Annotated in this window: 21 protein-coding genes and 1 tRNA gene; 12 read left to right on the forward strand and 10 right to left on the reverse strand. The window is 55.0% G+C overall.

Annotation, left to right across the window (positions count from 1 at the left end):
• The first annotated feature begins 3 nt into the window (after nt 1–3).
• From NQU17_13165 to NQU17_13205, 9 genes are all read left to right on the forward strand, one after another.
• Nucleotides 4–2,373, forward strand: coding sequence for a glycogen/starch/alpha-glucan phosphorylase (locus tag NQU17_13165; GenBank protein UUM11575.1), 2,370 nt, complete (start codon nt 4–6; stop codon nt 2,371–2,373).
• 221 nt (nt 2,374–2,594) lie between these two features.
• The gene (locus NQU17_13170) at nt 2,595–3,977 is read left to right on the forward strand and encodes a hypothetical protein (GenBank protein ID UUM11576.1); all 1,383 of its coding nucleotides are present in this window, start codon (nt 2,595–2,597) and stop codon (nt 3,975–3,977) included.
• Between the two features lie 214 nt (nt 3,978–4,191).
• A complete protein-coding gene (locus NQU17_13175; GenBank protein ID UUM11577.1) occupies nt 4,192–4,638 on the forward strand; it encodes a hypothetical protein in 447 nt (148 codons plus the stop codon).
• Nucleotides 4,635–6,734: an ABC transporter permease subunit gene (locus tag NQU17_13180; GenBank protein UUM11578.1), complete on the forward strand. Its 2,100-nt coding sequence runs from the start codon at nt 4,635–4,637 to the stop codon at nt 6,732–6,734. Before NQU17_13175 ends, NQU17_13180 begins: the two co-directional genes overlap by 4 nt.
• Nucleotides 6,734–7,618 (forward strand): ABC transporter permease subunit, encoded by an 885-nt coding sequence (locus NQU17_13185; GenBank protein ID UUM11579.1) that lies wholly within the window; start codon nt 6,734–6,736, stop codon nt 7,616–7,618. Before NQU17_13180 ends, NQU17_13185 begins: the two co-directional genes overlap by 1 nt.
• Before the next feature lie 15 nt (nt 7,619–7,633).
• A complete protein-coding gene (ugpC, locus tag NQU17_13190) occupies nt 7,634–8,872 on the forward strand; it encodes a sn-glycerol-3-phosphate ABC transporter ATP-binding protein UgpC (protein UUM11580.1) in 1,239 nt (412 codons plus the stop codon).
• Between the two features lie 32 nt (nt 8,873–8,904).
• On the forward strand, nt 8,905–9,924 hold the full coding sequence (locus NQU17_13195; protein UUM11581.1) for a LacI family transcriptional regulator: 1,020 nt from the start codon (nt 8,905–8,907) through the stop codon (nt 9,922–9,924).
• 202 nt (nt 9,925–10,126) lie between these two features.
• Nucleotides 10,127–11,866 (forward strand): alpha-glycosidase, encoded by a 1,740-nt coding sequence (locus NQU17_13200; protein ID UUM11582.1) that lies wholly within the window; start codon nt 10,127–10,129, stop codon nt 11,864–11,866.
• Complete coding sequence (locus NQU17_13205) at nt 11,863–13,713, forward strand: alpha-amylase family glycosyl hydrolase (protein UUM11583.1); 1,851 nt, start codon at nt 11,863–11,865, stop codon at nt 13,711–13,713. Before NQU17_13200 ends, NQU17_13205 begins: the two co-directional genes overlap by 4 nt.
• A 78-nt stretch (nt 13,714–13,791) precedes the next feature.
• Here the strand turns inward: NQU17_13205 and NQU17_13210 are convergent, their stop codons facing one another.
• On the reverse strand, nt 13,792–14,073 hold the full coding sequence (locus NQU17_13210) for a 4Fe-4S binding protein (GenBank protein UUM11584.1): 282 nt from the start codon (nt 14,071–14,073) through the stop codon (nt 13,792–13,794).
• Nucleotides 14,074–14,078: 5 nt separating this feature from the next.
• On the reverse strand, nt 14,079–15,137 hold the full coding sequence (locus NQU17_13215) for a hypothetical protein (protein UUM11585.1): 1,059 nt from the start codon (nt 15,135–15,137) through the stop codon (nt 14,079–14,081).
• A 216-nt stretch (nt 15,138–15,353) separates the two neighbouring features.
• Between NQU17_13215 and NQU17_13220 the strand changes: the two genes are divergently transcribed.
• Nucleotides 15,354–15,430: transfer RNA gene (locus NQU17_13220), tRNA-Arg, on the forward strand.
• Nucleotides 15,431–15,961: 531 nt separating this feature from the next.
• Here NQU17_13220 and NQU17_13225 read toward each other — a convergent pair.
• The 6 genes from NQU17_13225 to NQU17_13250 form a co-directional block, all read right to left on the reverse strand.
• Entirely contained in the window at nt 15,962–16,357 is a 396-nt protein-coding gene (locus NQU17_13225; GenBank protein UUM11586.1) for a hypothetical protein, read from the reverse strand.
• A 221-nt stretch (nt 16,358–16,578) separates the two neighbouring features.
• Nucleotides 16,579–17,655, reverse strand: a complete 1,077-nt coding sequence (gene leuB, locus NQU17_13230) for a 3-isopropylmalate dehydrogenase (GenBank protein ID UUM11587.1) — start codon at nt 17,653–17,655, stop codon at nt 16,579–16,581.
• On the reverse strand, nt 17,645–18,148 hold the full coding sequence (locus NQU17_13235) for a 3-isopropylmalate dehydratase small subunit (GenBank protein ID UUM11588.1): 504 nt from the start codon (nt 18,146–18,148) through the stop codon (nt 17,645–17,647). Before NQU17_13235 ends, leuB begins: the two co-directional genes overlap by 11 nt.
• Entirely contained in the window at nt 18,149–19,417 is a 1,269-nt protein-coding gene (leuC, locus tag NQU17_13240; protein UUM11589.1) for a 3-isopropylmalate dehydratase large subunit, read from the reverse strand. It abuts the gene before it with no gap.
• Nucleotides 19,418–19,420: 3 nt separating this feature from the next.
• Nucleotides 19,421–20,947, reverse strand: a complete 1,527-nt coding sequence (locus tag NQU17_13245) for a 2-isopropylmalate synthase (protein UUM11590.1) — start codon at nt 20,945–20,947, stop codon at nt 19,421–19,423.
• Nucleotides 20,948–21,033: 86 nt separating this feature from the next.
• The gene (locus NQU17_13250; GenBank protein UUM11591.1) at nt 21,034–21,225 is read right to left on the reverse strand and encodes a hypothetical protein; all 192 of its coding nucleotides are present in this window, start codon (nt 21,223–21,225) and stop codon (nt 21,034–21,036) included.
• A 292-nt stretch (nt 21,226–21,517) separates the two neighbouring features.
• Between NQU17_13250 and NQU17_13255 the strand changes: the two genes are divergently transcribed.
• A complete protein-coding gene (locus NQU17_13255) occupies nt 21,518–21,697 on the forward strand; it encodes a hypothetical protein (protein UUM11592.1) in 180 nt (59 codons plus the stop codon).
• Between the two features lie 373 nt (nt 21,698–22,070).
• On the opposite strand, the gene NQU17_13260 is transcribed toward NQU17_13255, so the two are convergent.
• Nucleotides 22,071–22,670 (reverse strand): hypothetical protein, encoded by a 600-nt coding sequence (locus NQU17_13260; GenBank protein UUM11593.1) that lies wholly within the window; start codon nt 22,668–22,670, stop codon nt 22,071–22,073.
• 491 nt (nt 22,671–23,161) lie between these two features.
• Nucleotides 23,162–23,332, reverse strand: coding sequence for a hypothetical protein (locus NQU17_13265; GenBank protein UUM11594.1), 171 nt, complete (start codon nt 23,330–23,332; stop codon nt 23,162–23,164).
• 468 nt (nt 23,333–23,800) lie between these two features.
• On the opposite strand from NQU17_13265, the gene NQU17_13270 reads away from it, so the two are divergent.
• The gene (locus NQU17_13270; protein ID UUM11595.1) at nt 23,801–25,156 is read left to right on the forward strand and encodes a BMP family ABC transporter substrate-binding protein; all 1,356 of its coding nucleotides are present in this window, start codon (nt 23,801–23,803) and stop codon (nt 25,154–25,156) included.
• Nucleotides 25,157–25,326: the final 170 nt, after the last annotated feature.

Here is a 25,326-nt window from a genome sequence, read left to right on the forward strand (position 1 = left end):
ACTATGCCTGACAAGAGATTCGATGCGGCCAGCCTCATCGAAACAGCTTATCAGAATTACGGAAAAGAATTCAAACAGCTGACCGATAAAGAGAAGTACCATGTGGTGAGCAAAGCGGTGATGCAGCACATCATTCCGCAATGGCTCGAAACCGAAACGTTCTTCCAGGAGAAGAAGAAAGCTTATTACCTGTCTGCCGAGTTCCTGATGGGACGCGCGCTGGGCAACAATCTGATCAATCTCCGGATTGAGGACGATGTCCGGCAAATTCTGCAGGACATGGGAGCCTCCCTGGCCCGTGTAGAATCCGCCGAGGCCGATGCCGGCCTGGGCAATGGAGGACTGGGCCGCCTGGCCGCCTGTTTTCTGGACTCAGCGGCGACATTAGGCTATCCGCTGATCGGCTACGGCATTCGCTATGAATACGGCATTTTCCGGCAGCAGATCATCAACGGCGAGCAGGTGGAGGAAGGCGATGACTGGAATGCCATGACCGATCCCTGGGCCCTGCGCCGGGAAAGCGAACGGTCCCTGATTCAGTTCGGCGACCAGACCGTTTATGCCGTGCCCTATGACACTCCGGTCATCGGCTACGGCGGCAAGACCATCAATACCCTGCGCCTGTTTGTGGCCGAGCCCCTGAAAAACTTTAACTTCGACGATTTCAACAACGGCCGATATCAAGAAGCTGTGAAGGAGAAGAACGAGGCCAAGAACATCACGCGGGTTCTTTATCCCAATGACAGCACCCGGGAAGGCAAGATTCTTCGCCTGAAGCAGCAGTACTTCTTTACCAGTGCCGCGCTGCAGGATCTGGTGAAAAAGTACAAGGCAGCGGGGCGCGACTTCGAGGATTTCTTCAAGTATCACGCTGTTCAGCTCAATGACACCCACCCTTCCGTGGCCGTACCGGAGCTGATCCGCCTTCTGATGAAGGAAGGCCTGGACTTCTCCAAAGCCTTTGACATTACCCAGCAGACCCTGGCCTACACCAATCACACCATCCTGCAGGAAGCGCTGGAAAAATGGGATATCGCTCTCTTCCAGGAAATACTGCCCGAAGTGTATGCCATCATCGAAAAGATTCAGAACAAGCTGACCCTGGAGTTGACTCAGAAGCGGCTGACCGTGGACGAGATCGAAAACCTGGCGATCATCGACAAAAAGCAGAAGGTGCTCCGGATGGCCTACCTGGCCATTTACGGCACCCACTCCACCAACGGAGTGGCGCAGCTGCACACGGATATCCTGAAGGAGACAGAGCTCAACAACTGGTACAGGGTCTACCCGGAACGGTTCAACAATAAAACCAACGGGATTACCCAGCGCCGCTGGTTTTTGAAAGCCAATCCGGAAATGGCCGCCTTTGTCACCGAACTTCTGGGCTCCGATGCCTGGATTACGGATCTGACTCAGCTGGAGGGTCTCACGGCCTTTGCCGGCGACGATGAAGTGATCGCCCGGTTCATGGCCATCAAGCAGGAAAAGAAGCGGCAGCTGGCCGATTTTGTGAAATTCAACGAAGGAACCACCCTGGATCTGGACTCCATCTTCGACATCCAGATCAAGCGGCTCCATGAATACAAGCGTCAGCTGATGAATGCCTTCCATATCCTGGATCTGTATTACCGGATCAAGGAAAAGGGGGAAACCACAAGCTGCAAACGCACTTTCATCTTTGGTGCCAAGGCGGCTCCGGGTTATTTCCGGGCCAAGGGCATCATCAAGTTCATCAATGAAATCAAGCACCTCATCGACAACGACGAAACGGTGAAAAAGTACCTCGAAGTCGTCTTCGTGGAGAACTACAATGTATCCTATGCCGAGCTGCTGTTCCCGGCCGCCGACATCTCTGAGCAGATTTCCACCACCGGCAAGGAAGCCTCCGGCACCGGCAACATGAAATTCATGCTTAACGGGGCGGCCACCATCGGAACTCTGGACGGAGCCAACGTCGAGATTGTCGAGGAAGCCGGCGCCGAGAACAACTTCATCTTCGGTCTGGAAATCGATCAGGTGGAAGCCCTGCGCAAAACCTACAAGCCGAAGGATTACTACAACAAGGTCCCCGGACTCAAGCGGGTGGTAGACAGCCTCATCGACGGAACCTTCTCCGATGACGGCACCGGAGCCTTCCAGGATTTGTACGAATCGCTGCTGGAAGGGCATACCTGGGAAAAGCCGGACAGCTACTTTGTGCTGGCGGACTTTGATGCCTACCGCAAAGCCCATAACCACGTCTGCGATGTATGGCAGGAGCCCATGCGGTTTGCCCGGATGTGCTTCCTCAACATGGCACATGCCGGAAAATTCTCCTCGGACCGGACAATACATGAATATGCGCAGGAAATCTGGAATGTGGAGCAGATGTAGTTGTTAACCAGAGTTGAACTTTGTTTTAAATCAAGCACGATTCGGTAGAATGCAACGTCAGGTTGAATATAATATAAGTAGTTTTATACATTCGTGCAAACGGATGCATAAATAAATATCCAAGAGGCAAGTGCTGGTTCCGGCATCTGATGATGCCGGAATATCACAGCACAGGAAAGTAAACGTATAACCTACACTATTTTATTTTTGGAGGATTTTGTATGAAGAAAATCGCGACACTGCTGCTCACTTCAATGCTGGCAATGACAGTTGCATCCTGTACCCCGGCCACGCCGACCACCACCGCCGGCGGCACAACCCCCGCCACGACGCCGTCGACTACGGCAGCCGGCACAACCACTCCGGCTACAACCCCGACGACCACCACCGGATCGGTCACGGATCCCAAGGCTACGATTACCGTTCAGGCAGAAGCCGGCTGGAAGCCGTACTACGAACAGGCCGTTGCCAATATGAAGACCAAATTCCCGGATTCCACCGTTACTCTGGTAGAAGTCGGCGCGATGGACAACCTCACCATTATTGACACCACCGACGCGATGAACGAAGCGGTTCCGGACGTCTTTGCAGTACCGGCTGACCGTCTCCCCAGCATGATCAACAAGCAGGCCTTCACGCCGATCCCGGCAGCCGACATGGCCGCAGCCATCGGCGGATACGACAATTTCGAAACCTACGGCAGCATCCTCAAGGATGGCGATGACTACCTCGCGTTCCCGATGAACATTGAAACCCTCATCACCTTCGTGAACCCGAAGAACGCACAGGACCTCGGAATCGATCTGACCAAGCCCTTCGAAGTCAAAGACCAGAAAGGCAACGAACTGGCCGTCGAAGCATACAACGCCTGGTTTGGCGTAGCATTTGCCAACGCAGTCGGCCTGGATCTTCTGGGCAAGGACGGCACCACCTTTACTTCTGACATGATCAAGGACTGGGCTGACCTCGGAGCTGAAAAGCAGGGCGTCATCACAGAATTATACAATTACTGGAAGAGAGTCTATGACAACAGCCCGGAACTTTGGGATACCCAGACCGCCGGCGGAAAGATCAACGAAATGTTCAAGGATGGCGGAAAGGTCGCCATGAGAATTGACGGCCCCTGGGCTACCCCGAACCTGGTCAAGGATGTACCTGGACTTGATGTTCTGCCGCTGTCCCATATCACCGTTAACGGCGCACCGCTGAAGCACTGGCAGGGACTTTGGGGACTCGGAATCAACTCCAGAAATGAAGGCGATGCCGCCAAGATGACCCTGGCTCAGGAATTCATCCAGGAACTGCTCAACCCCGCCAACGCCGAAGCATTCTTCAAGGCAACCGGCAAGATCATGCCCAACGTTCCGGCCGCAACCTACGAAGCTACCGGACTGGCTGACATCGAAAAGAAAACCATCTCCGCTACGATTGAATCCTTCAAGACGGCTGAAAATCGTCCGCTGTTCGCTGAATGGGGACAGGTCTGGAATACCTGGCAGGATGCCATGATTTCCTGGAACAGCTCCAAGCCCGCCAACGCGGAAGCTGCCTACAAGGCACTGCAGGATTCCTTCAAGGCCATGATGGGCAATATCGGTCAGTAAGTATCCTTTCGCAGCATAACGTACAACATAATGGACTAAAGGATATAGGAAAAGGCATTTTGCCTTTTCCTATATTTATAATAAAATCAAACAAAAGGGATTCATCCAGAAAAAACAGACAAAAAAGATTCATCCAGAAAAAGATAAGTTAAAAGGGATTCATCGAATCAATCAGTCATCGGAAAAGGCATCAATCTACCGGAAGGAGAGCAGTGTGGAACAACTGGGCAGACTGTCGAAAAAGAATTTCTACCGGATCATCATTTTGTGCGGAGCGCTGATCCTGTTGGCCTCCGTGGAGGTTCTGGCCAAAGCCAAGGACCTGGACTACTTTGAGTTCGTCAACCAGTCGCTGAGCATGCAGGGCAGCAGCCCTCTCAGCTACGAAACATTCGTCACCAGCCTGATCGCTGCCTACCTGGGCAAGATCATCATTCCGGCCGGTCTGGCGTTCAACACCTGGATTGCCTTTGTCAAAACCGGCTACAACCGCCTGTTTGTGTTCAGCTGGTCGGTGTTTCTGCTGGCCGCCCTGGCCTACCACCTGCTGACTCTGGAACTGACCAGCATCTTCTATTATCTGACGGTGCTCTTTTATCTGATTTTATTATTTTTACTGATCCGACTGCCGCGACAAAACCAAAAGGAGGAAGGCGCATGAAGTCATTCAATGCGGTCCTGTATGACCATATCGGTCGGGAATATCCCCGGAAAAACCAGTATCTGGCAGAACTGGCACAGTTGCAGGGGGCCATTGCCAGAGGCGAGGGAGACAAGGCGGAATTAAACCGCCGGCTGACTGAACTGACCAGAACCCGCAACGATCATCCGTATCTGAAGGCGCTGAGTCAGTTTCAAAGCAAGGAAGCTGAATTCAAGCGAACCCTCGGTACGATCCAGCCGGATCCGGATCCGGCCCGGGGCTTTGATGAGAAAAACAAAGCCCTGCTCAAGGCACTGGCCGTTGCCCAGGCCCGGGCAGATTTCTATGAAACCTATGCCGAACTGGACTATGAGGCACAGCTGGCCTTTGACCAGGCAAAGCTGGAGCTGTATCACCTGCCGCGCATCATTGAGTTTCGTCAGAACACGCAGGAGCAGATCCTGACTGCCCAGGCCGAAGCCAAAAAGCTGACCCCGGAGGCCATCCGGGAGGGCCAGAGCCGGCTCGAGACGGAGACGGCGGCTGCCCGCCAGGCCTTCCAGGACGGTGTGGCTCAGCTTCAGAAAAACCGCCAGGAGGGCAATATCTCGAAGAAGGCCCTGGCCAACGGCCGGCAGATGCTGAAAAAGGAACGGAACGCCCGCCTGAAAGTGGCAGAGTTTCTGAATCCGGAAAAGGCCAATGCCGAGTTCATCAAGACCAGAACCTATGAGCTGAAAGCTCAGACCGGGGTCATGGAAAATGTCATGAAGAAGGACATTGCCGATCTGCGGCGCAGAACCCCGGTGGAAACCGAAAAGCAGGTTCCCTGGCTGTCGCTGGTGACGCTTCCGATTCCGGGACTGGCTCAGCTTCTGATGAACCAGCCGGTTAAGGCACTCCTGTTCTTTCTCGGTACGCTGTTCACCTACGGAGCGGCAGTGCCTTATGCCCTGGGCTTCGGCAACTACATGGGCAAGGGCCTCTTCGGGCTGTTCAGCCTGGCAGAAGGCGGCACCCGCCAGCAGCGCTCCATCATCTTCATGATTGAAGGGATTATCGCGCTGGTGCTGTTGGCCATCGCCCTGGCGATCTTCATCGGCAGCTTCCTGGACGCGCGCCGGACCGAAACCGGACGGATCAAAGGCATCCGCGAGCGAAACTGGTTCGAGACCCGGACCGGCATTCAGACGGAAGGATTCCCTTACATGGTCAGTCTGCCGGCGCTGCTGGCGCTGCTCTTCATCGTCATCGTGCCGCTGTCCACGACCATCCTGCTGTCCTTTACCAACCAGGATCCCAATCATCAGGCCAAATTCTCCTGGGTCGGCTTTGACAACTATGTCGCCATTGCCCAGGGAAAAGGCTCCGTCGGAAAGGCCTTCGGCACCATCCTGGGCTGGACGCTGATCTGGACCTTCGTGGCCACCACATCGGCCATTCTGACCGGATTTGCCCTGGCGCTTCTGACCAACAATCCCCGGATCAAGGGCAAGGCGTTCTTCCGCACCATATATCTGCTCCCCTGGGCGGTTCCGGCTTTTATCACCATCATGTTCTTCTCCCTGATGGTAGCCCCCAACGGCGCCATCACCAATGTCCTGAACTCCGTTTCCACGTTCTTCGGCGGCGACGGGGATATCCGGATCAAAAACTCGGCGCTGTATACCCGGATAGCCCTGATTCTGCTGCAGACCTGGCTGGGTTCGGCTTATGTCTTCCTGCTCAGCACCGGCGTTCTGCAGGCAATCCCCGAGGACCTGTACGAAGCGGCTCAGATCGACGGCGCTTCCGGCTGGCAGCGAATCTCCAAGATCACGATTCCCCTGGTGCTGTTCCAGACGGCGCCGCTTTTAGTCGGCCAGTACACCTTCAACTTCAACAACTTCTCCGTCATCCGGCTGTTCAACAACGGCGGACCCTTTGACCCGGCGACCTACGGCAACCTGGGCGGATCCTCCGACCTGCTGATTACCTACATCTATAATCTGGTCATGACCAGGAACTACCAGGCCATGGGTGCCGCGGTCACCATGATCGTATCTCTTGCCCTGATGTTCTTCACTTTCATCGGATTCAGGAACTCCAAGGCGTTCCGGGAGGAGAGACTGTAATGGCAAAGAAAGATAAAAAACTCAATTTGTCCGACAAGATGCCCCTGACCTTTGGCGGCAAGATCCTGCTGGGCGTGAACTATCTGATCCTGATCCTCTGGGTTCTGGCCATCGTGATTCCTCTGTTCCTGATGGTGAAGTCGGCCTTCAACGGCAATCAGTCCACCCGCCTCAACATGTCCGCTCCCTTCACTTTCTCCACGGTGCACTTTGATCACCTGTTTCAGAAGACGCTGTTTCTGACCTGGGTCAAGAATACGATCTTCATCGCCGTGGCCACGGCCATCCTGACGCTGATCTTCGTTTCCTTCACCGGCTATGCTTATTCGCGCTTCCGGTTCTCCGGCCGCAAAGCCTCCCTGATGACGATCATGCTGCTGCAAACCATCCCGGCCTTTGCCGGAATCACGGCGTACTTCACGCTGTATACGCTGCTCAGCGACAAGCTGCCGTTCTTCTCGCGCCAGATGATGCTCATCCTGATCTACGCCGGGGGCGGCATCGCGGGCAATACCTTCATCCTGAAGGGCTACCTGGATTCCATCTCCACGGAGCTGGATGATGCGGCCAAGATCGACGGACTGTCCTACATGCAGATCTACCGGCTGGTCATCATGCCCATCGCCCGGCCGATGCTGGCAATCATTGCCCTGTGGTCCTTCATCGGACCGTTCATGGACTACCTTCTGCCCCTGGTATTGCTCAACTCGCCGGCCGACTACACACTGGCGCCGGGTCTGTTCTTCCTGATCTCCGACCTGCGCAATATCAACGAACCGGCCTTTGCCGCCGGCGGTCTTCTGACTGCCATCCCCATCGTCATTCTCTTTACGGCTCTGCAAAAACAACTGGTGTCCGGACTGGCGTCCGGCGCAGTGAAATAATCGGGAGGAACCACTATGAAAGTTCAACTGAACAACATTGGAAAGAAATATGAAGGGCGCGAGGAATTTACCATCCGTCATATCAACCTGGATATTGACAGCCGCGACTTCTGTGTCATCCTGGGTCCCTCCGGCTGCGGAAAAACCACCCTGCTGCGCATGATCGCCGGACTCAACTCCATCACCGAAGGAGACCTTTTGTTTGAAGGCCGCCGGGTGAATGAGGTGCCATCCAAGGACCGCGACATTGCCATGGTATTCCAGAGCTACGCCCTGTATCCGCATATGACGGTTTACGACAACATGGCGTTCTCCCTGAACATGCGCCATGAGCGCAAGTCCGTTATTGACGAGCGGGTCAAGGAAGCTGCGTCGATTCTCGATATCACGAAATACCTGCATTCCAAGCCCTCCGACATTTCCGGCGGCCAGCGCCAGCGCGTTGCCCTGGGCCGGGCCATCGTGCGCAAGCCGAAGGTCTTCCTGATGGACGAACCGCTGTCCAATCTCGACGCCAAGCTGCGCGAACACATGCGGGTGGAACTGGTCCGGATCCATAAGAACCTGGGCACCACCACCATCTACGTCACCCATGACCAGACCGAAGCCATGACCATGGCCACCAAGATTGTTCTGATGAATGACGGCAAGATCCAGCAGTTCGGCACCCCCATGGAACTCTACAACATGCCGGCCAATGTCTTTGTCGCCAAATTCATCGGTTCCCCGACCATGAATATCATCAAGGGTACCATGGAGCAGGGGGTCTTCACCGGTCTCAACGGCAAGGTGAAAGTCACGCCGAAGGCATCGGACCTGGAATTCCTCAAAGCCTATGAGGGCAAGGCGGTATCCATGGGAATCCGGCCCGAGCGCATCATGTACGGCGGAGAAATCGGCGATACGTTCAAGGCCTTCGTGGATGTCATCGAAATTCTGGGCAAGGAAAAGCTGCTGTATGCCAAGCTCGAGGGCGGGCAGGACATCATCATCGGAGTGCCCGGCCATCTCAATTACGAAGAGGACAAAACGTATTCCTTCGGCTATGACCTGGACGCTCTGCACTTCTTTGATACACAAACCGGTGAGCGGATCAATCTGAATGAGGATCTGCTGAATATGAAGCGGGAACTGTTGAAGTCCGATCCTGAGGCCGACAAGATTCTGGGACAGGTCGACGAGACCCTGATCCGCAAAGCCGCTCAGATCGAAGAGCGCACGCCGGAGGATGTAACCATCCATCCGGTGGACTAGACCATGCAGCTGACAGCACAGGAGGAGACCGCATGATGAAAAAAGCCAAGCCCACGGTGAAAGACGTGGCCAGGCGGGCGGGGGTGTCCGCCTCCACCGTCTCCCGGGTCATTTCCAACAATCCCCGGATTTCCCAGGCTACCCGGGAGAGGGTACTCGAGGAAATGGAAGCCCTGCAGTACCAGCCCAATGCCATTGCCCGCTCCCTGGCCCGGTCCCGCACCCGGATCATCGGCGTCATCATGCCGTCCAAGGAAACCGACATTCTGCTCAACCCGTTCTTTCCGGAAGCGCTTCGCGGAATCGTGACGGAAGCGTCGCACCACAATTATGATGTGCTGTTATCCACCAATTCCATCAACAAGGATGAACTGGACGTCATCAAGAATTTCATCGGCGGCGGCAAAGTCGATGGTCTGGTCCTGATGCGCTCCAGGGAGCATGATCCCAATATCAAATATCTGATGAAGACGGACTTTCCCTTTTCCGTCATCGGATCCAGCGCCGGCTTCCCGGTCAATCACGTGGACAACGACAATGTCCGGGCAGCGTACGAACTGACGCGCCACATCCTGGATACGGGCAAGCGCAGCCTCTGCTTCGCTTCCGGCTCCATGAAGCTTCAGGTGACCAAGGACCGCCTGGCGGGGTTCCGCCAGGCCCTGACGGAAGCTGGCCTGCCCCTGACGGACAGCCAGATTTTTACCGGTGCCTTTGATGAGGAAACCGGCATGCGGATCGCTGAGGAGATCTTCCGCTGTCCGCAGAAGCCGGATGCCGTTGTCGCTACCGACGATGTCATCTCCTTCGGCCTGTCCCGGGCCATGACCAATCTGGGCTACCGCATCCCACAGGACATCGCCATCGGTTCCTTCAATAACAGCGTTCTTTCCCGCTACTCTGACAGTCAGCTCACCACGGTGGACATCAAAGCCTATGACCTGGGTCAGAAAAGCGTGGAGCAGCTGATGAAAGCCATCGAGGACGGTCTGCGCGACGGCAGCGAAATCATCGAACATCAGCTGATCAAGCGCAAGTCAACCCTGGGATAGGTCCCCCTCGGAAACTGCGTCGAGTCGCCTCCACTGGTGCGAAACCAGAGAGACAAAAAGCCCTTCGGGGCTTTTTCCATCCCCGGTCTCAGTTTTGCCATCAGCCGCCGCCCCTTCTCAGCCTCGGCCGACTGAGACTGAGAACATCAGACGCCTGGACGGATGCCTCCTCCTACTTACTTCCTGCAGAGGATGATGAATGATGAATTTACACGCAATATATCATATCCCCGATCTCCCCTGGGCCTACCCCGGGGATGAGCATACCCTGACCCTGCGGCTGCGAACCGCCCAGGGCGAGATGGATCAGGTATCGGTCTGCTTCAAGGATCGCTACGACTGGACGGGGCCCTGGTGCCGAAAAGACATGACCCTCCTGGCCCAGACCGACCTGTTCGCTTTCTGGACCGCGGATCTGGCGCTGCCCCGCGACCGCTACCGCTACTTCTTCGAGCTGACCGATCATACCGGCCATGCCGTTTCCTATGATGAGCGGGGAATCCAGATTTCCGGCACCCGGGACCGGGAGCGCAGCGCGTTCCAGTACGCCTTTCTCGGACCGGCGGATGTCTACCACAGCAGAGACCAGCTGCGTGACGCCATTGTCTATCAGATTTTTCCGGAGCGGTTCTGCAACGGAGATTCCGCCAATGATCCGCCGGGCACCCGTCCCTGGGGCGGCATTCCCCACCGACGGGGAAGCTTCGGCGGAGATCTGGCCGGGATCATCCGGCGCCTGGATTTCCTGGCGGAGCTGGGCATCAATCTGCTCTATCTGACGCCGGTATTCCAATCCGCTTCCAACCATAAGTACAATATTTCGGATTATTATGCCATTGATCCTCAGTTCGGAACGCTGGAAGAGGCGAAAGAACTGGTCAGAAAAGCGCACGCATTGGGGATCCGGGTCTTCTTTGACGCAGTGTTCAACCACACTGGATCGGACTTCTTTGCCTTTCGGGATATCCTGGAGAACCAGGAACAAAGCGATTACCTGGGCTGGTACCACCTGGACAGTCTTCCGGTCAGCCTGGAGCCGGGCAATTACTATACCTTTGCCAATGGAATTTCCAACATGCCCAAACTGAGAACGGAGCATCCCGAGGTGCGCCGGTATTTCTATGAGGTCGGCCGTTTCTGGATCCGGGAGGTCGGCATCGACGGCTGGCGCCTGGATGTGTGTGACGAAGTGGACCATGAGTTCTGGCGCGGATTCCGTCAGGCCTGCGATGAGGAAAAGCCGGGATCTGCCCTGGTGGGGGAAATCATGCATGAAGCCAGCTCGTTCCTGCGGGGCGGGGAGCTGGATTCCATCATGAACTATCCCTTCCTGTACGCCATGACGGACTTCTTTGCCCGGCGTGTCAGCGATACGCATCAGTTCCTCGATGTGCTGGCCCATAACCGGATGCTCTATATGGATCCCATCAATCAGCAGCTGTGGAACCTTCTGGGCAGTCATGATACAGCCCGCTTCCTGACGGCCGCCAAGGGGCAGCGCAACCGACTCCGGCTGGCATCGGCATTCCAGTTCCTCTACATCGGCACCCCCTACATCTATTACGGGGACGAGATCGGACTGGACGGAGGCTATGATCCGTACTGCCGGCGCTGCATGATCTGGGACGAGAAAGAGCAGGATCAGGAAATGCTGGAGCACTACCGTGCCCTGATCCGGCTGCGCAAATCAAGTCCGGCATTTTCCCAGGGAACCTTCCGCGAAGTTCTGCGCCAGGACCATGCCCTGGTTTTTCAGCGTCAGGCCGGGGATGACATCTTTCTGTGCGCCTTCAACAATTCCGATCATCCGGTCACACTGAGTGTGACACCCGGCGTTCTGACGGAAGTGACGCCGGACCGGGAGCAGCCGGCCCGGCAGATAGATCGTCTGGAGCTCGAGCCCATGGCTTTCCGGGTATTCCGGGGGGAGGTCAGCCAATGAAGCGATTGACAGCCTCCCTTCTGACGGTTCTGCTGCTGAGTTCGTGCACCCCGACAGCCAATCCCGCGACATTGGGACCAGTCCCTGTCACAGCGAGTACTGCCATCAGCACCACGACACAGAGCGGACCGCTTACGGAGCCAATTCCGGCAGGGGCCGGACCTGCCGCTCAGGGGCAGTTTGACTGGAAGAACGCGACCATCTACTATGCCATGACCGACCGCTTTGCCAATGGCAATCCGGCCAATGACGAAAGTTACGGCCGGCAGAAAGTGGACGCCAAGGGACTCGACTACGCCACCTTCCACGGCGGTGATTTTCAGGGACTCACCCAGAAGATTGAAGCAGGGTATTTCACCGATCTGGGGGTCAATGCCCTGTGGATCACCGCACCCTACGAGCAGATTCATGGCTTTGTCGCCGGTGGCCAGGGCGAGTTTGCCCACTATGCCTTTCATGGCTACTATCCGCTGGACTGGACCATGACGGACCGCAACTTTGGTACAGCGGCCGAGTTTGAAGCGCTGATCGATGCTGCCCATGCCCAAGGCATCCGGATCATTCTGGACGTGGTGCTCAATCATGCCGGCTACCATACGCTGAGGGACATGAGCGAATACGGCTTTGGCAAACTGAAGGGCATCAACGGGGACTGGCAGCCGGGTGAGAGTGAGCGCTACGACGCCTTTCAGCAATTCATCGACTATGAGGAGGAAGCAGCCTGGCAGCGCTGGTGGGGAAGCGACTGGGTTCGCGCCGGTCTGCCCGGCTATTCCAGGGGCGGCTCCGATGATTACACCATGACCCTGGCCGGACTGCCTGATGTTCTCACCGAAGCGAAGGATCCGGTGAGCCTGCCGCCGCTTTTGAAAACCAAATGGACCCAGGAAGCCGGTGAGGAATTCGCGCCCTTCCGGATCACAGCAGCGGCAAATCTGAGGCAGGACCTGAATCTGCCGCCTGCCGGCTATATCAGTGCCTGGCTCAACGCCTGGGTCCGGGAATTCGGCATCGATGGCTTTCGCATCGATACCGCCAAGCATGTCGAGCCCGCGATCTGGCAGAACCTGAAGGCCTCGGCTGACCAGGCCCTGCGGGACTGGCGCCGGGATCATCCGGACAAGCCGGGCAGCGAGTTTTCGGATTCCTTCTTTATGATGGGGGAAGTCTGGGGCAAGGGGATTGAGCGCAATGAGTACTATGACCACGGCTTTGACGCTCTGCTGAATTTCTCCTTTCAGGGTGACCGGGTGGACGGACCGGCCTATCAGCTCAAGACGATGTCATCGATCTTCCAGCGGTATGCTGCCACGCTGAAGGAACAGGGCACCAATGCCGTCTCCTACCTGTCCAGCCACGATACCCGGCTGTATCCTAGAAAAAAGCTGAAGGACGGGCTGACCTACCTGCTGCTGCTGCCGGGCGCTGTGGAAGTATTCTACGGCGATGAATCCGGCCGCCCCTATATTAATACCGGATCGGACCTGATGATGGGAACCAGGGGTTCCATGAACTGGGACAGCGTGGATGCGTCAGTACTGGAGCATTTCCAAAAACTGGGCAGCTTCCGGGCCAGAAATGTGGCGGTGGGAGCCGGCACGCACACGGAACGGTCCAAGTCGCCGCTGATTTTTCAGCGGGATTATGCAGCGGACGGAATCAAAAATACCGTACTGGTTGCCCTGGATCAGCCTGTAGCTGCCATCTTGGATGTCAGCGGGGTGTTCCCTGACGGCAGTCTGGTCCGGGATGCCTATGCCATGAAGGGCTACCGTGTGAGCGGGGGACAGGTTCAGGTGGACACTGATCCGTCGGGGATCGTACTGCTGGAGCAGATCGAACCCTGACCCTGGACTGAATAAAACCGGGCATACAATAAAACCCTCCGGAACTGGACGATTATCCAGGTTCGGAGGGTTCTGATTTTAGACGGGATTCGATTTTCTGCTGAGTCGGGCTTTGCGCTTGGTTGGGCGCGGCTCCGGGATGTGGGCGCAAAGGGCAGGTTCCGGGTCCTCACCCAGAACGAGGGCGCTGCGGGGACATACCCGCAGGCAGATGCCGCAGTGGGTGCAGACTTCCGGACGGATGGACCAGGTACGCTGTTCCACATTCACCGCAATCGCACCGGTGGGACAACTGATGTCGCACAGCCGGCACAGGACGCACAGAGAGGGTTGAACCTGAATGGTTCCCAGACTTGCCATGGAACCTATTCCCGCTCCGACGGAGCAGGCTTGCGGGTGAAATCGGATTTCAGCCGGATCTCGGACCATTCCCGGACGAACTTGCCGTTGACCGACTCCCGGAGGATCACAATGACCTTGGTGTCGTCACCGGGGTAAGCCAGGAGCTTGCGCTGAATCGTGCGCTCGGGTTTGGCGGCAGACGCTGCAGCGGCAGACGGCCGGCTTTCGGTTTTCACCGGTGTTTCATAAACTTTGGCTGAAACGGGTTCGGTCACTTTCGGAGCGGCTGCGGGCAGATCGGCCTTCTGCACCGGAACGGCTGCGAAATCTTCCTGCAGTGCCGGATTTTCCTTCGCTGTTCTGACTCGGAAGGTGTCCGGAGAATCCGACGGCAGGTCCTCGTCCTCGGTCAAAACAGCTTCCGGCGCGAACTGACGCGAGGTCTCGGCCTCGTTGAACGCCACCGCGGCTTCAGCCGGCATGGCGGGTTCCTGATCGCGATCCGCAATTTCCAGGTCAGCATCCTCGTCACTGAGGTCGTCGCTCAGGGTATCCGGAGCATTGGCCGCCTTTCGTGTCTGAGTCATGGCAACCAGGGTCAGGATCAGAGACAGGGCGGAAACACCGGTGAGGAACAGATTTTCCGGATCGGTATTCAGCGCCGTCAGGTTGGTCAGGTCGTTGTAGTAGAGCTTCTTCATCAGACCGGTTCCGATCAGAATTCCAAGGATTGCCAGCAGGGCGATCAGCCAGTAGAGTCCGCTTCCGGTGCGCCCATGATTCAGACTGTTCTTCTTGAACAGGAGAAGCAGGAGAACCAGGACGGGGATCACTACCGCCAGAATCAGGATGGACAGGCTGACATAGGGTTCACGGACTTGGACATTGAGAAAGGGGATGGAAAAGTCGCTGAACCCCAGCAGATTGGCCTGCTCGATTTTCAGATCCTGGGCATCCAGGATGAACCGGTAAAGCCGGATCCCTCCGGGAATCGCGGAAATAATGGCAAACAAGGCCAGCAGCGAAGTGGATCCGTTCGCCCGGTTGAGATAATCAAATTTCGTTTTGGTTATTTCATTCATGATGCAGTACGCTCCTATCAAATCAATACTAATATAATACCTCAATTATATTAACGGGTTTTAAAGAAATGGCAATTCAGGTCATTTTTTTCCGGAGAAACCGCCTAAGATCCGGAGTGTCAGTCAGAACCGCAAAAAATCCTGCCCCTCCTCTGAAAAAATCCGGGAACAGTCTTGAAATCGACTAAGAACCATGCTATTATGATTAAGTTACATGCAGCCGTAGCTCAGCTGGATAGAGTACTTGGCTACGAACCAAGGGGCCACGAGTTCGAATCTTGTCGGCTGCACCAAACATACAGGTTCCCGGAATGTTCCGGGAACCTGTTTTAGTTGAAATAAATGTCTAATAAATGTCTGCTAAGGCAAAGAAATAAGAGGATATAAAAACTGGAGGCTATTTGATAGCCTCCAGCATCTTTTCTTTGATATCATCTTTTCTCAGATGGGTGTTAATCTCACGGGTGTTTTTGGATCTCGTTGAATAGCCAATGAACGCCTGAACTGTCATCTCATCGATACCCTTTACCGACACCTGTCAAAAGCTGTCCCAGAATCTTCTCTTAACCAGTCCACTCAAGCCTCGATCCAGCTCCATTATCGAAAGTGCTGATTCAATCCGACTGATCTTCTGCCTTTTTTACAACTACCTCCATACTAGAAAACAGCGATTTCAGGTGTCCGGCCTGATCTTTCAAAATGCGGTTTAACAATATCTCTAATCAAAAAGACCAAAGCTAGTTTCAAGCTTTGGTCTTTTGGGACTGATCCGGCAGATCTGCCGGATTCTGTGGGAACGTTTGATCAGGCAGGCAAAGCGGCGGTTAAATCTTTTTTTCGTGTTCCTCCTGCAGGATGTCATTTTCTGTCGCAGGGTCCTGGGACACCCGCTGATTGGTGACTCCATAATGGGTCTCATCCTTCATGATGCCGTCAACCATTCCGCCTGGTTTGATCTCTTCAACTTCGGGCGTTTTTTCAGGGCGTTTCATCTCAGGTTCAACCATCGTGTCGGACACTTCAGGTTGTTTTGAATCGGTTTCCAGTTCAGGCTTTTTTTCGTGTTCCTCCTGGAGGATGTCATTTTTTGTCGTGGGGTCCAGGGACACCCGTTGATTGGTGACGTCATGATGGGTCTCGTCCTTCATGATGCCGTCGACCATGCCAAGGGGCTTGATCTCTTCGACTTCAAGATTTTTTTTCATTGTTTCATCACTCATGGTAACTTCCTCCACATAATTTAGGGGTTCGGGGCTCAGATCGAATGCCAAATGATTCGGGAATGGGATGGACATTCCGCAGGGGCACAGTGCCTATATCAATTGTAAAGGAAATCCAGGGGTGAGCAGGTACTGTAGGAGTCTATTTACAAAACCTATTCATTCTGTATCCAATCTTTACAGGATTGCAAAATATCCAGAAAAAATTTTCGTGCTTCCGGTCAGTTCGTGATGCGGCGGCAGATGATGGAGGCAAGGTCGCTGGTGCCATGAACCGTCGCGCCGCTGCGGTGAATGTCACCGGTCTGATGGCCCGCTTCCAACGTGGCATCCACTGCCTGCCGGATGGCCTGGGCTTCCCGGGTCAGGCCCAGGGAATGCTCCAGGAGCATGGCGGCGGAGAGAATGGCACCGATGGGATTGGCTTTGTCCAGACCGGCAATGTCCGGAGCCGAGCCGTGGATGGGCTCGTAGATGCCGGTGGTCCCGCTGCCCAGGCTGGCCGATGGCAACAGGCCGATGGAGCCGGTGAGCATGCTGATCTCATCGGAGAGAATGTCTCCAAACAGGTTCGAAGTCAGGAGCACATCGAACTGGCCAGGGTCCCGGACGACCTGCATGGCGGCATTGTCGACATACATATGGGACAGCTCCACATCCGGGAAGTCTGCTGCCACTTCTTCCACGATGCGACGCCACAGGCGGGAGCTCTCCAGGACGTTGGCCTTATCAACGGACACTACTTTTTTTCGGCGCGTTTGTGCCAGCTGGAAGGCTTTCTGCGCGATGCGGCGGACCTCAAACTCGGAATAGACTTCAACATCGTAGGCTTCCGGTCCGTATTTGCCGTCTCGTGTCCCTTTTTCTCCGAAATAGATGCCGCCGGTGAGCTCGCGCACCACCATGAGATCGAAGCCCCTGCCCAGGAGTTCGTCCTTAATGGGTGAGGCTTCCCGCAATGCCGGGAAGAGGATGCCGGGACGGAGGTTGATATAGGCGCCCAGGGCCTGGCGCAGGCCGAGAATGGCTTTTTCCGGCCGCAGCGGCGGAGTCAGCTGATCCCAGGCGCTGCCGCCGACCGCGCCAAACAGAACGGCATCGCCGCTGCGGGCGGCTGTGATGGCACTTTCGGTCAGAGGCACCCCTGTTCCATCGATGGAAGCGCCGCCCACCAGGATTTCCTCGTACTGGAACTGATGACCGAATACTTCCCCGACTCGATCCAGGACCCGGACGGCTGCTGCGGTGACCTCCGGTCCGATGCCATCGCCGGGGGCGGTGATGATCTTATACGTCATGATGGGATCCTCCCGCTTGGACGTATCGGACAAGGCCGCCGAATTTGATAATGCCCTGGATGAATTCCGGGAAAGGTGGAGTGGTGAAAGTCTCTCCGGTGGTATAATTATGGATTGTGCCGGTTTCGAAATTGATCTCGACGCGGTCGCCGTCGGCGATAGCGCGGGCGGCTTCAGGACATTCGATGATGGGCAGGCCGATGTTGAAGGCGTTGCGGTAGAAGATTCGGGCGAAGCTCTCGGCGATGACACAGGCGGCCCCGGCGCCTTTGATGGTGATGGGGGCATGCTCCCGGGAGGAGCCGCAGCCGTAGTTGCGGCCGGCCACCAGGATGTCGCCAGGCTGGATTCTGCCGGCAAGGGTCGGATCGACATCCTCCATGAAATGGTGACGGAGGACCTTTGGATCGGCCGTTGACAGATGCCGGGCCGGGATGATCATATCCGTATCGACGTTATCGCCGAATTTGATGACAGTTCCTGTTGCGTTCATTTATCTTTCCTCCAATTCACTGGGATGCGCGATATAGCCCTTGATGGCTGAGGCTGCTGCTACAGCGGGACTGGCCAGATAGACTTCCGACGTGGCGTGGCCCATGCGGCCGACAAAGTTCCGGTTGGTAGTGGACACGGCCCGCTCGCCCTCCGCCAGGATGCCCATGTGTCCGCCCAGGCAGGGTCCGCAGGTAGGCGTGCTGACAACGGCGCCGGCCTCGATAAAGGTCCGCAGGTAGCCGGCTTCCATGGCGTCGAGGTAAATCTGCTGGGTGGCGGGAATGATAATGACGCGCAGTCCATGGGCGACTTTTTTACCGGCCATGATGTCAGCGGCTGCGCGCAGATCATTCAGCCGGCCGTTGGTGCAGGAGCCGATGACCACCTGGTCGATGGCGATGCGGTCGATGGCCTGAACTTCGAAGGTATGATCCGGGCTGTGCGGAAAGGAAACTGTCGACTGGATCTGTGACAGATCGATGTCGTAAACCTCGTCATAGACGGCATCCGGATCCGGGGCATAGACTCTGGCCGGCTGAGCGCCATGGGATGTCAGGTACTCCCGGGTCCGCTCATCCACCGGGAAGATGCCGTTCTTGGCGCCGGCTTCGATGGCCATGTTGGCCATGGTGAAGCGGTCATCCATGGACAGGCTGGCTACCCCTTCGCCGGAGAACTCCATGGAGCGGTAGCGGGCGCCATCCACGCCGATCCGGCCGATGATGTGGAGGATTGCGTCCTTGCCGCTGACCCAGCGAGAAAGCTTGCCGCTGAGGCGGAAGGACAGGGCCGAGGGCACCCGGAACCAGGCCTGGCCCATGGCCATTCCTGCTGCCATGTCGGTGGAACCCACGCCGGTGGAAAAAGCCCCCAGGGCACCGTAGGTGCAGGTGTGGGAGTCGGCGCCGATGACGACGTCCCCGGCGGTGACCAGGCCTTTCTCGGGCAGAAGGGCATGCTCGATGCCCATTTCTCCGACTTCAAAATAGTGGATGATCTGCTGGTCCCGGGCGAATTCGCGCATGATCCGGGCCTGGCCGGCGGACAGGATGTCCTTGTTGGGGGCAAAGTGGTCGGGAACCAGGGCGATCTTTGCCCGATCAAAGACCCTGCCCCCTCCCATCTTGTTAAACTCGCGGATGGCGGGCGGGGTCGTGATGTCGTTGCCCAGGACCAGATCCAGATCCGCCATGATGAAATCCCCAGGCTGAACCTGATCTTTCCCGGCATGAGCCGCCAGAATCTTCTGTGTCATTGTCATTCCCATTGCTTATTCTCCCTTGTCTGTTTCGATCGCGTGCATTACTTTGTTCATGGCATTGAGCCAGGCGCCGATGGAAGCCTGGACCACATTGATGCTGGCGTCCCGGCCGATAAAATGACGGTCGCCGTGGCGCAGGGTCACCGTGGCGTAACCCAGGGCATCCGTTCCTTCCGTGACGGACTGAAGGGAAAAATCCTCCAGGGCAACGTCCACATCGATGACCTGCTCGATGGCACGAAAGGTCGCGTCAATGGGTCCCTGGGCGAAAGAGATGCCTTCCCGCTCGACTCCCCCAGCGGCGACGACGACCGAGGCAGTGGTGGTGATGGTGTTGCCGCTGTTGACAACGAAACGCTTGAGCTTATAGTAATCGTGGTGGTCCTGCATTCCCTGGGTGAGCAGGGTCTCGATGTCCCGGTCGAAGATTTCTTTCTTGCGGTCGGCCAGTTCCTTGAATTCCTCAAAGACGGCATTGAGTTCATCCGGAGACAGATCGTAACCCAGTTCCCGGGCTTTGTTGCGGAAGGCGTGCCGGCCGGAATGCTTGCCCAGCACCATGTTGTTTTTCGCCAGACCCACAGACTCCGGGGTCATGATCTCATAGGTCGCCCGGTTGGCCAGGACGCCGTGCTGATGGATGCCGGACTCATGGGCGAAGGCGTTGGCGCCGACGATGGCTTTGTTGGGCTGGACATGAACGCCGGTGATGCTGGAGAGCAGGCTGCTGGTACGGGTGATCTCCTCGGTGACGATGCCGATCTCGGTGTCAAGGAGATCACTGCGCAGCTTGAGGATCATGGCAATCTCTTCCAGGGCGGCGTTGCCTGCCCGCTCGCCAATGCCGCTCACTGTGCATTCCACCTGGGCAGCGCCGGCGCTGATGGCAGCGATGCTGTTGGCGACGCCCAGTCCCAGGTCATCGTGGCAGTGCACGGAGATCCGGACGGTGTCAAGGAGACGGGACTTCTCCCGAAGGGCTTGGATGAAGTGATAGAACTCGTCCGGTGTCGTATAGCCGACGGTGTCGGGAATGTTGATGATTTTAGCGCCGGCAGCAATGACCCGGTCAAAGACCAGAGCCAGAAAATCCACATCGCTCCGGGTGGCATCCTCGGCAGAGAACTCCACCTCCGGGCAAAGCGAAGCGGCATAACCAACCATGGCCTCAGCCCGTTCCAGCACCTGCTCCGGGGACATCTTAAGCTTGTACTCCATATGGATCGGCGATGTGGCGATGAAGGTATGGATCCTCGGCCGGGCCGCACCCTGGACGGCTGCCCAGGCTTTGTCGATGTCATCCTTCACCGTCCGGGCCAGAACGCAGACCGTGGAGGTCCTGATCTCATCCGCAATCAGTTTCACCGATTCGAAGTCTCCGGGCGAGGCAGCGGCAAAACCGGCCTCAATGACGTCTACCCCCATTTTCTCCAGCTGGCGGGCCAGCAGGAGTTTTTCCCGTTTGTTCATGCTGCAGCCAGGTGACTGCTCCCCATCACGAAGTGTCGTGTCAAAAAAGTAGATTCGTTTTGCCATTGTCTTTTGTTTCCCCCTCAAAAAAAATAAATGCCCCCGTCCTATGGTCAGAACCATAGGGACGAAGGGATCTTCGTGTTACCACCCTAATTTACAGAAAAAACTGCCTCATTCCCGGACAGGCATCCGGTATCCTGATAACGGTGGCGCCGTCCCGGCCTACTCATCTCACGATTTTCCGCCAGGCTGCCATGAAGCCAGTATTGCATGCCGAAGTCCTGCTGATTCTCACCATCCATCAGCTCTCTGAAAACACTTCCTGGCACTTTTCTCTTCATGTTTGCATTTTGTTCATTAGTTGTGATTATATCTGCGATTCTGATCGATGACAACCCCTTTTGGCTCATATTTTTTCAAGATATGACCGATTTTGTCGTGAGATCCATAGAACCGGCATTGATTAACCATTCGATGGCTAACCGGACATCGTCTGACATTCCGCCAGGGGTCAGTCAATACCATCCGGCAGAACGAACCTCGGACTCACAGCCAGCGCCAGTTCCGGGCTGGACTTTTTTTCTGTCCGGACTTCATTGTAGAATGTATGTACGAACTGACGAGGTGAGACAGATGAATGAAAAAGATTTTTTAAAAGCGGCAATCGATGAATATTTTCGGACAGGAAACCCGATGTATCAGGCGGAAGGCCGGATTGTCCTGGTGAACCTGAATACCATCACCAGATATAAGCAGCTGGCAGGCCCAGTCACATATGGTGAATTTGAGGGGACGGCGATCTGTCCGGAGTGACAGACCTCCCTCATGGGCAGGATCCGGGGCGAGATCTACTGGTGTCTGGAATGTCGGGAACTGTTTGATCTGAGCAAGTAAAGTTATCGGAGCAAAGCCGGACGGGGAGCAGTCCATCCTGATGGAGCTGCACTTGCTGGACTGCGCCCCTCCCAGACCATAACAGGCGGTCGAATGGGTTGAATGAGGTTTTCTTGATCCGCACACAAAAAGGGCGATGGCAGTTCCATGAGAACTGGCATTGCCCTTTTAATAATGACATCCTTGGCGTTCATGTCGTATATGACGGATTGATCGCCGGATGACATAATCACCGAAGGCGAACTGACCGGAGGAAATGCCCCCGGAATTTTTGAGTTTTTGCTTCTGTGAATCAGGGATTGGACCGGTTCTTCAGGATGATGCTGTGGCCCCAGTCCGAAATCATGAAGTGACCCTGGGAATTCTTCTCGTAGTAGATTTCTGTCACAATGAGGTTCTCTCCCGGCTCAATATTGAAGGGGATATAATCTTCACTCATGGTGATCGTGTGAGTCACCGGAACCATGATCCGGCTGCCTTGCCATTTAGCTTTCGAAAAATCCAGTGAAATGTCCTCCTCACTGATCAGAGTCTTCTTCATGTATTGCCAGGATTCACTCGTTTCTTCCATTTGCTGCTTCTTTGCAACGGAGGCGTTATACGTCGCGATGTCCTTTCGATTCAGGGAGTCATAGTATTGGTTGGTTACCTCGGTGATGCCGGTCACATCTGCGGCAGGGACAACAGGGTCAGCAGTTGAGCCGGAACTGGTCACATGGGTCTGAGCGGGGCCGGCGGCAGGAGACGTGGTTTCGGACGCCATGGTGCCGGATGCCGTGGTGTCGGATACTGTTGCGTTGGGCGTGGTCATACCGGGGGTATCAGGCGTACAGGAAGTTAGCATAAGGCTTAACACCAAGGCTGCTGTGAATCGGGCAGGTTGTTTATTCATGTTCTTCACTCCTCGCATACTTCAGAATCGGTTCAAACCATTATTTGGCAGCAGATGAATCAGCGCCGGCCGTTCTCTGTTCAAGCCGGCAGCTGAAAGCACAGCCGGCTTCCGGGTAAAGGGATGTCTGATCCGAACCATCAGACCGGAGAATCGCTGAACTCCGCGGATTGCCGGATTCCTTCACTGGAAGGGGAATTTTCCAGGGAAAAAAGAATGTAAATGGGAGATGCTCAGATTTTTTCTATTAATTATTGTCAGTATACGGGAAAATTTGGGTGTATAAAATATGAATTTTAAACAATTGAATTGGAATTATCAAGTGAAAATCAAAAAAACGGTTGAGATATAACAGAATAATATGCGCCGGATGATTTATGGAAACTACCCTATACATTCTATTTGAAATTCATGGAATTATTTCACCCTCATACAAGTACCTTAAGACTGGATCCATCCTAAAAACATAAATGCGATAAAGCTCATGAAGTTCAAAAGCCCATGAAATCCATGAAATCCATGAAATCCAAGAGTCCATGAAGTCCAAGAGTCCATGAAGTCCAAGAGTCCATGAAGGTAACGAAGGTAACGAAGGTCAGGAAGGTAACGAAGGTAACGAAGGCCAGGAAGGTCAAGAAGGTCACCAGCATCATGAGGCTCATGACAGTGCAGTGAAGTGAGAACTTTGAACAAGTCGATTTCCGAAGTGGGGAAGTAGCTGTCGGGGTATGATTTTGTCAGGGCATTTCTCTGTCAGGAGAGCAGTTACTGCCTGAGGGCCACTCTGCCTTGAAACCGGCTGTTTTATCTTCTTAGGGAGGCCGGACGAATTGTGAGGCTTTTGGATAGTTCTGATTTCAGAGGGAGTCAGACTGGTACTTTATCAATAATTCTGATTCCTGGAATCGAGTTTAAAATTTTTTTGTCCAACTTGTGGATAATTTTATAGTTTGAATTGGCAATTGTACCCAAATCAGAGGATGTGTAAACAGTTCTTTAAAATTAATGTTGAGTCTTTAACAAAAAGCCTGTATCATTATACATATGATAACGATAACACCTTGCGTGGGATTTTTTGAGCTTTTCCAGGGGGAGTTGTCTGATCATAAGCAAGAAGGAGGAAATAAGAAATGAAGAAGGTTTTTGCATCACTTCTCACACTGGCTATGGTCTCGAGTCTGGCTGCCTGCGGACCGGCCACTCCGACAACGACTCCCGCGGGTACTACAACCCCGAGCGTTACCACTCCTGCTACCACGCCCGGAACTACTCCGGCAACGACCCCAACCACCACAACGGCAGAAAAGCCAAACATCAAGATCGGCTTTATTGCACTGCATGACACGAACTCCGGTTATGACGCAGCTCATCTGGAAGGCGTAACCAACGCCGCCAAGGAATTGGGCGTTGATCCGGCCACTCAGATTATTTTCAAATACAATATTCCGGAAGATGAAAAAGCTTATGACACGGCAGTGGACCTGGCTGAACAGGGCTGTACCATCATATTCTCCAACTCTTACGGTCATCAGATGCACATGCAGCGTGCTGCCACTGAGTATCCGGAAATCACCTTTGTCGCAGCGACAGGCGATCTGGCTGCTCCATCCAAACTGACCAACCTGAAGAATATTTTCCCATATACGTATGAATCCCGCTATGTTTCCGGCGTTGTTGCCGGCAAGAAGCTGAAGGAACTCATGGACGAAGGAAAAGTCAAAGATCCGTATGTCGGTTATGTCGGGGCATTCCCCTATGCGGAAGTGGTCAGCGGCTACACCGCGTTCCTTCTGGGAATCCAGTCCATCGTTCCCGAAGCTCATATGGATGTTCAGTACACCAATTCCTGGTATGATCCAGTCGCTGAAGGCGAAGCCGCCAATGCTCTGATGGCCAGAGGCGCCGTCATCATCGGTCAGCACGCGGACTCCACCGGAGCTCCCTCGGCGATTCAGGCAGCCCTGGCTTCCGGAAAAGTCGCTTATTCCGTTGGTTACAACATCGACATGCGTTCAGTCGCACCGGACGCGGCTCTGACTTCCGCTCAGAACAACTGGGCCGTATTGTACAAAGCCACCCTGGACAAGTTCATCAAGGGCGAAGAAGTCCCGGTTGACTTTGCCACTGGATCCAAAGACGGCGCCGTCATGATTTCCGAACTCGGAAACAAAGTCGCTGCAGGCACCAAGGAAGCGGTTGACGCAGCCTGGGCCGGACTTAAGGATGGTTCCCTCAAGATCTTCGACACCTCGAAGTACACCGTGAAGAAAGATTTCGACAAGACCAAGGCAGCCGGCAAGACCCCGACCTATGAAATTGATGCCGACGGACACGTTACCAAGTGTTTTGCCCTGGACAGCAACGGTGATTTCGTGAATGACACGGGAGAAGCCATCGTGGACGGAGCGTTTATCGAATCGACCCTGCGGTCGGCACCTTACTTCTCGCTTCGCATTGATTCCATCACGGAGCTCAACAACAACTAGTTTCAGACCAACATTGATATCAAGGGGCTGGCGCTCAGCTTCAGCCCCTTTGTCATTTCTTCAGATCAATTTCTTGATCCATGAGACCCCTATGAATTGTCAGCATGCCGAAACAGGAGTAGACAATGCAAATTTTATGACGGTAGGAGCAAAGATGAATATCGATTTGC

Source organism: Clostridiaceae bacterium HFYG-1003 (assembly GCA_024579835.1).
GTDB lineage: Bacteria > Bacillota > Clostridia > Clostridiales > Clostridiaceae > JG1575.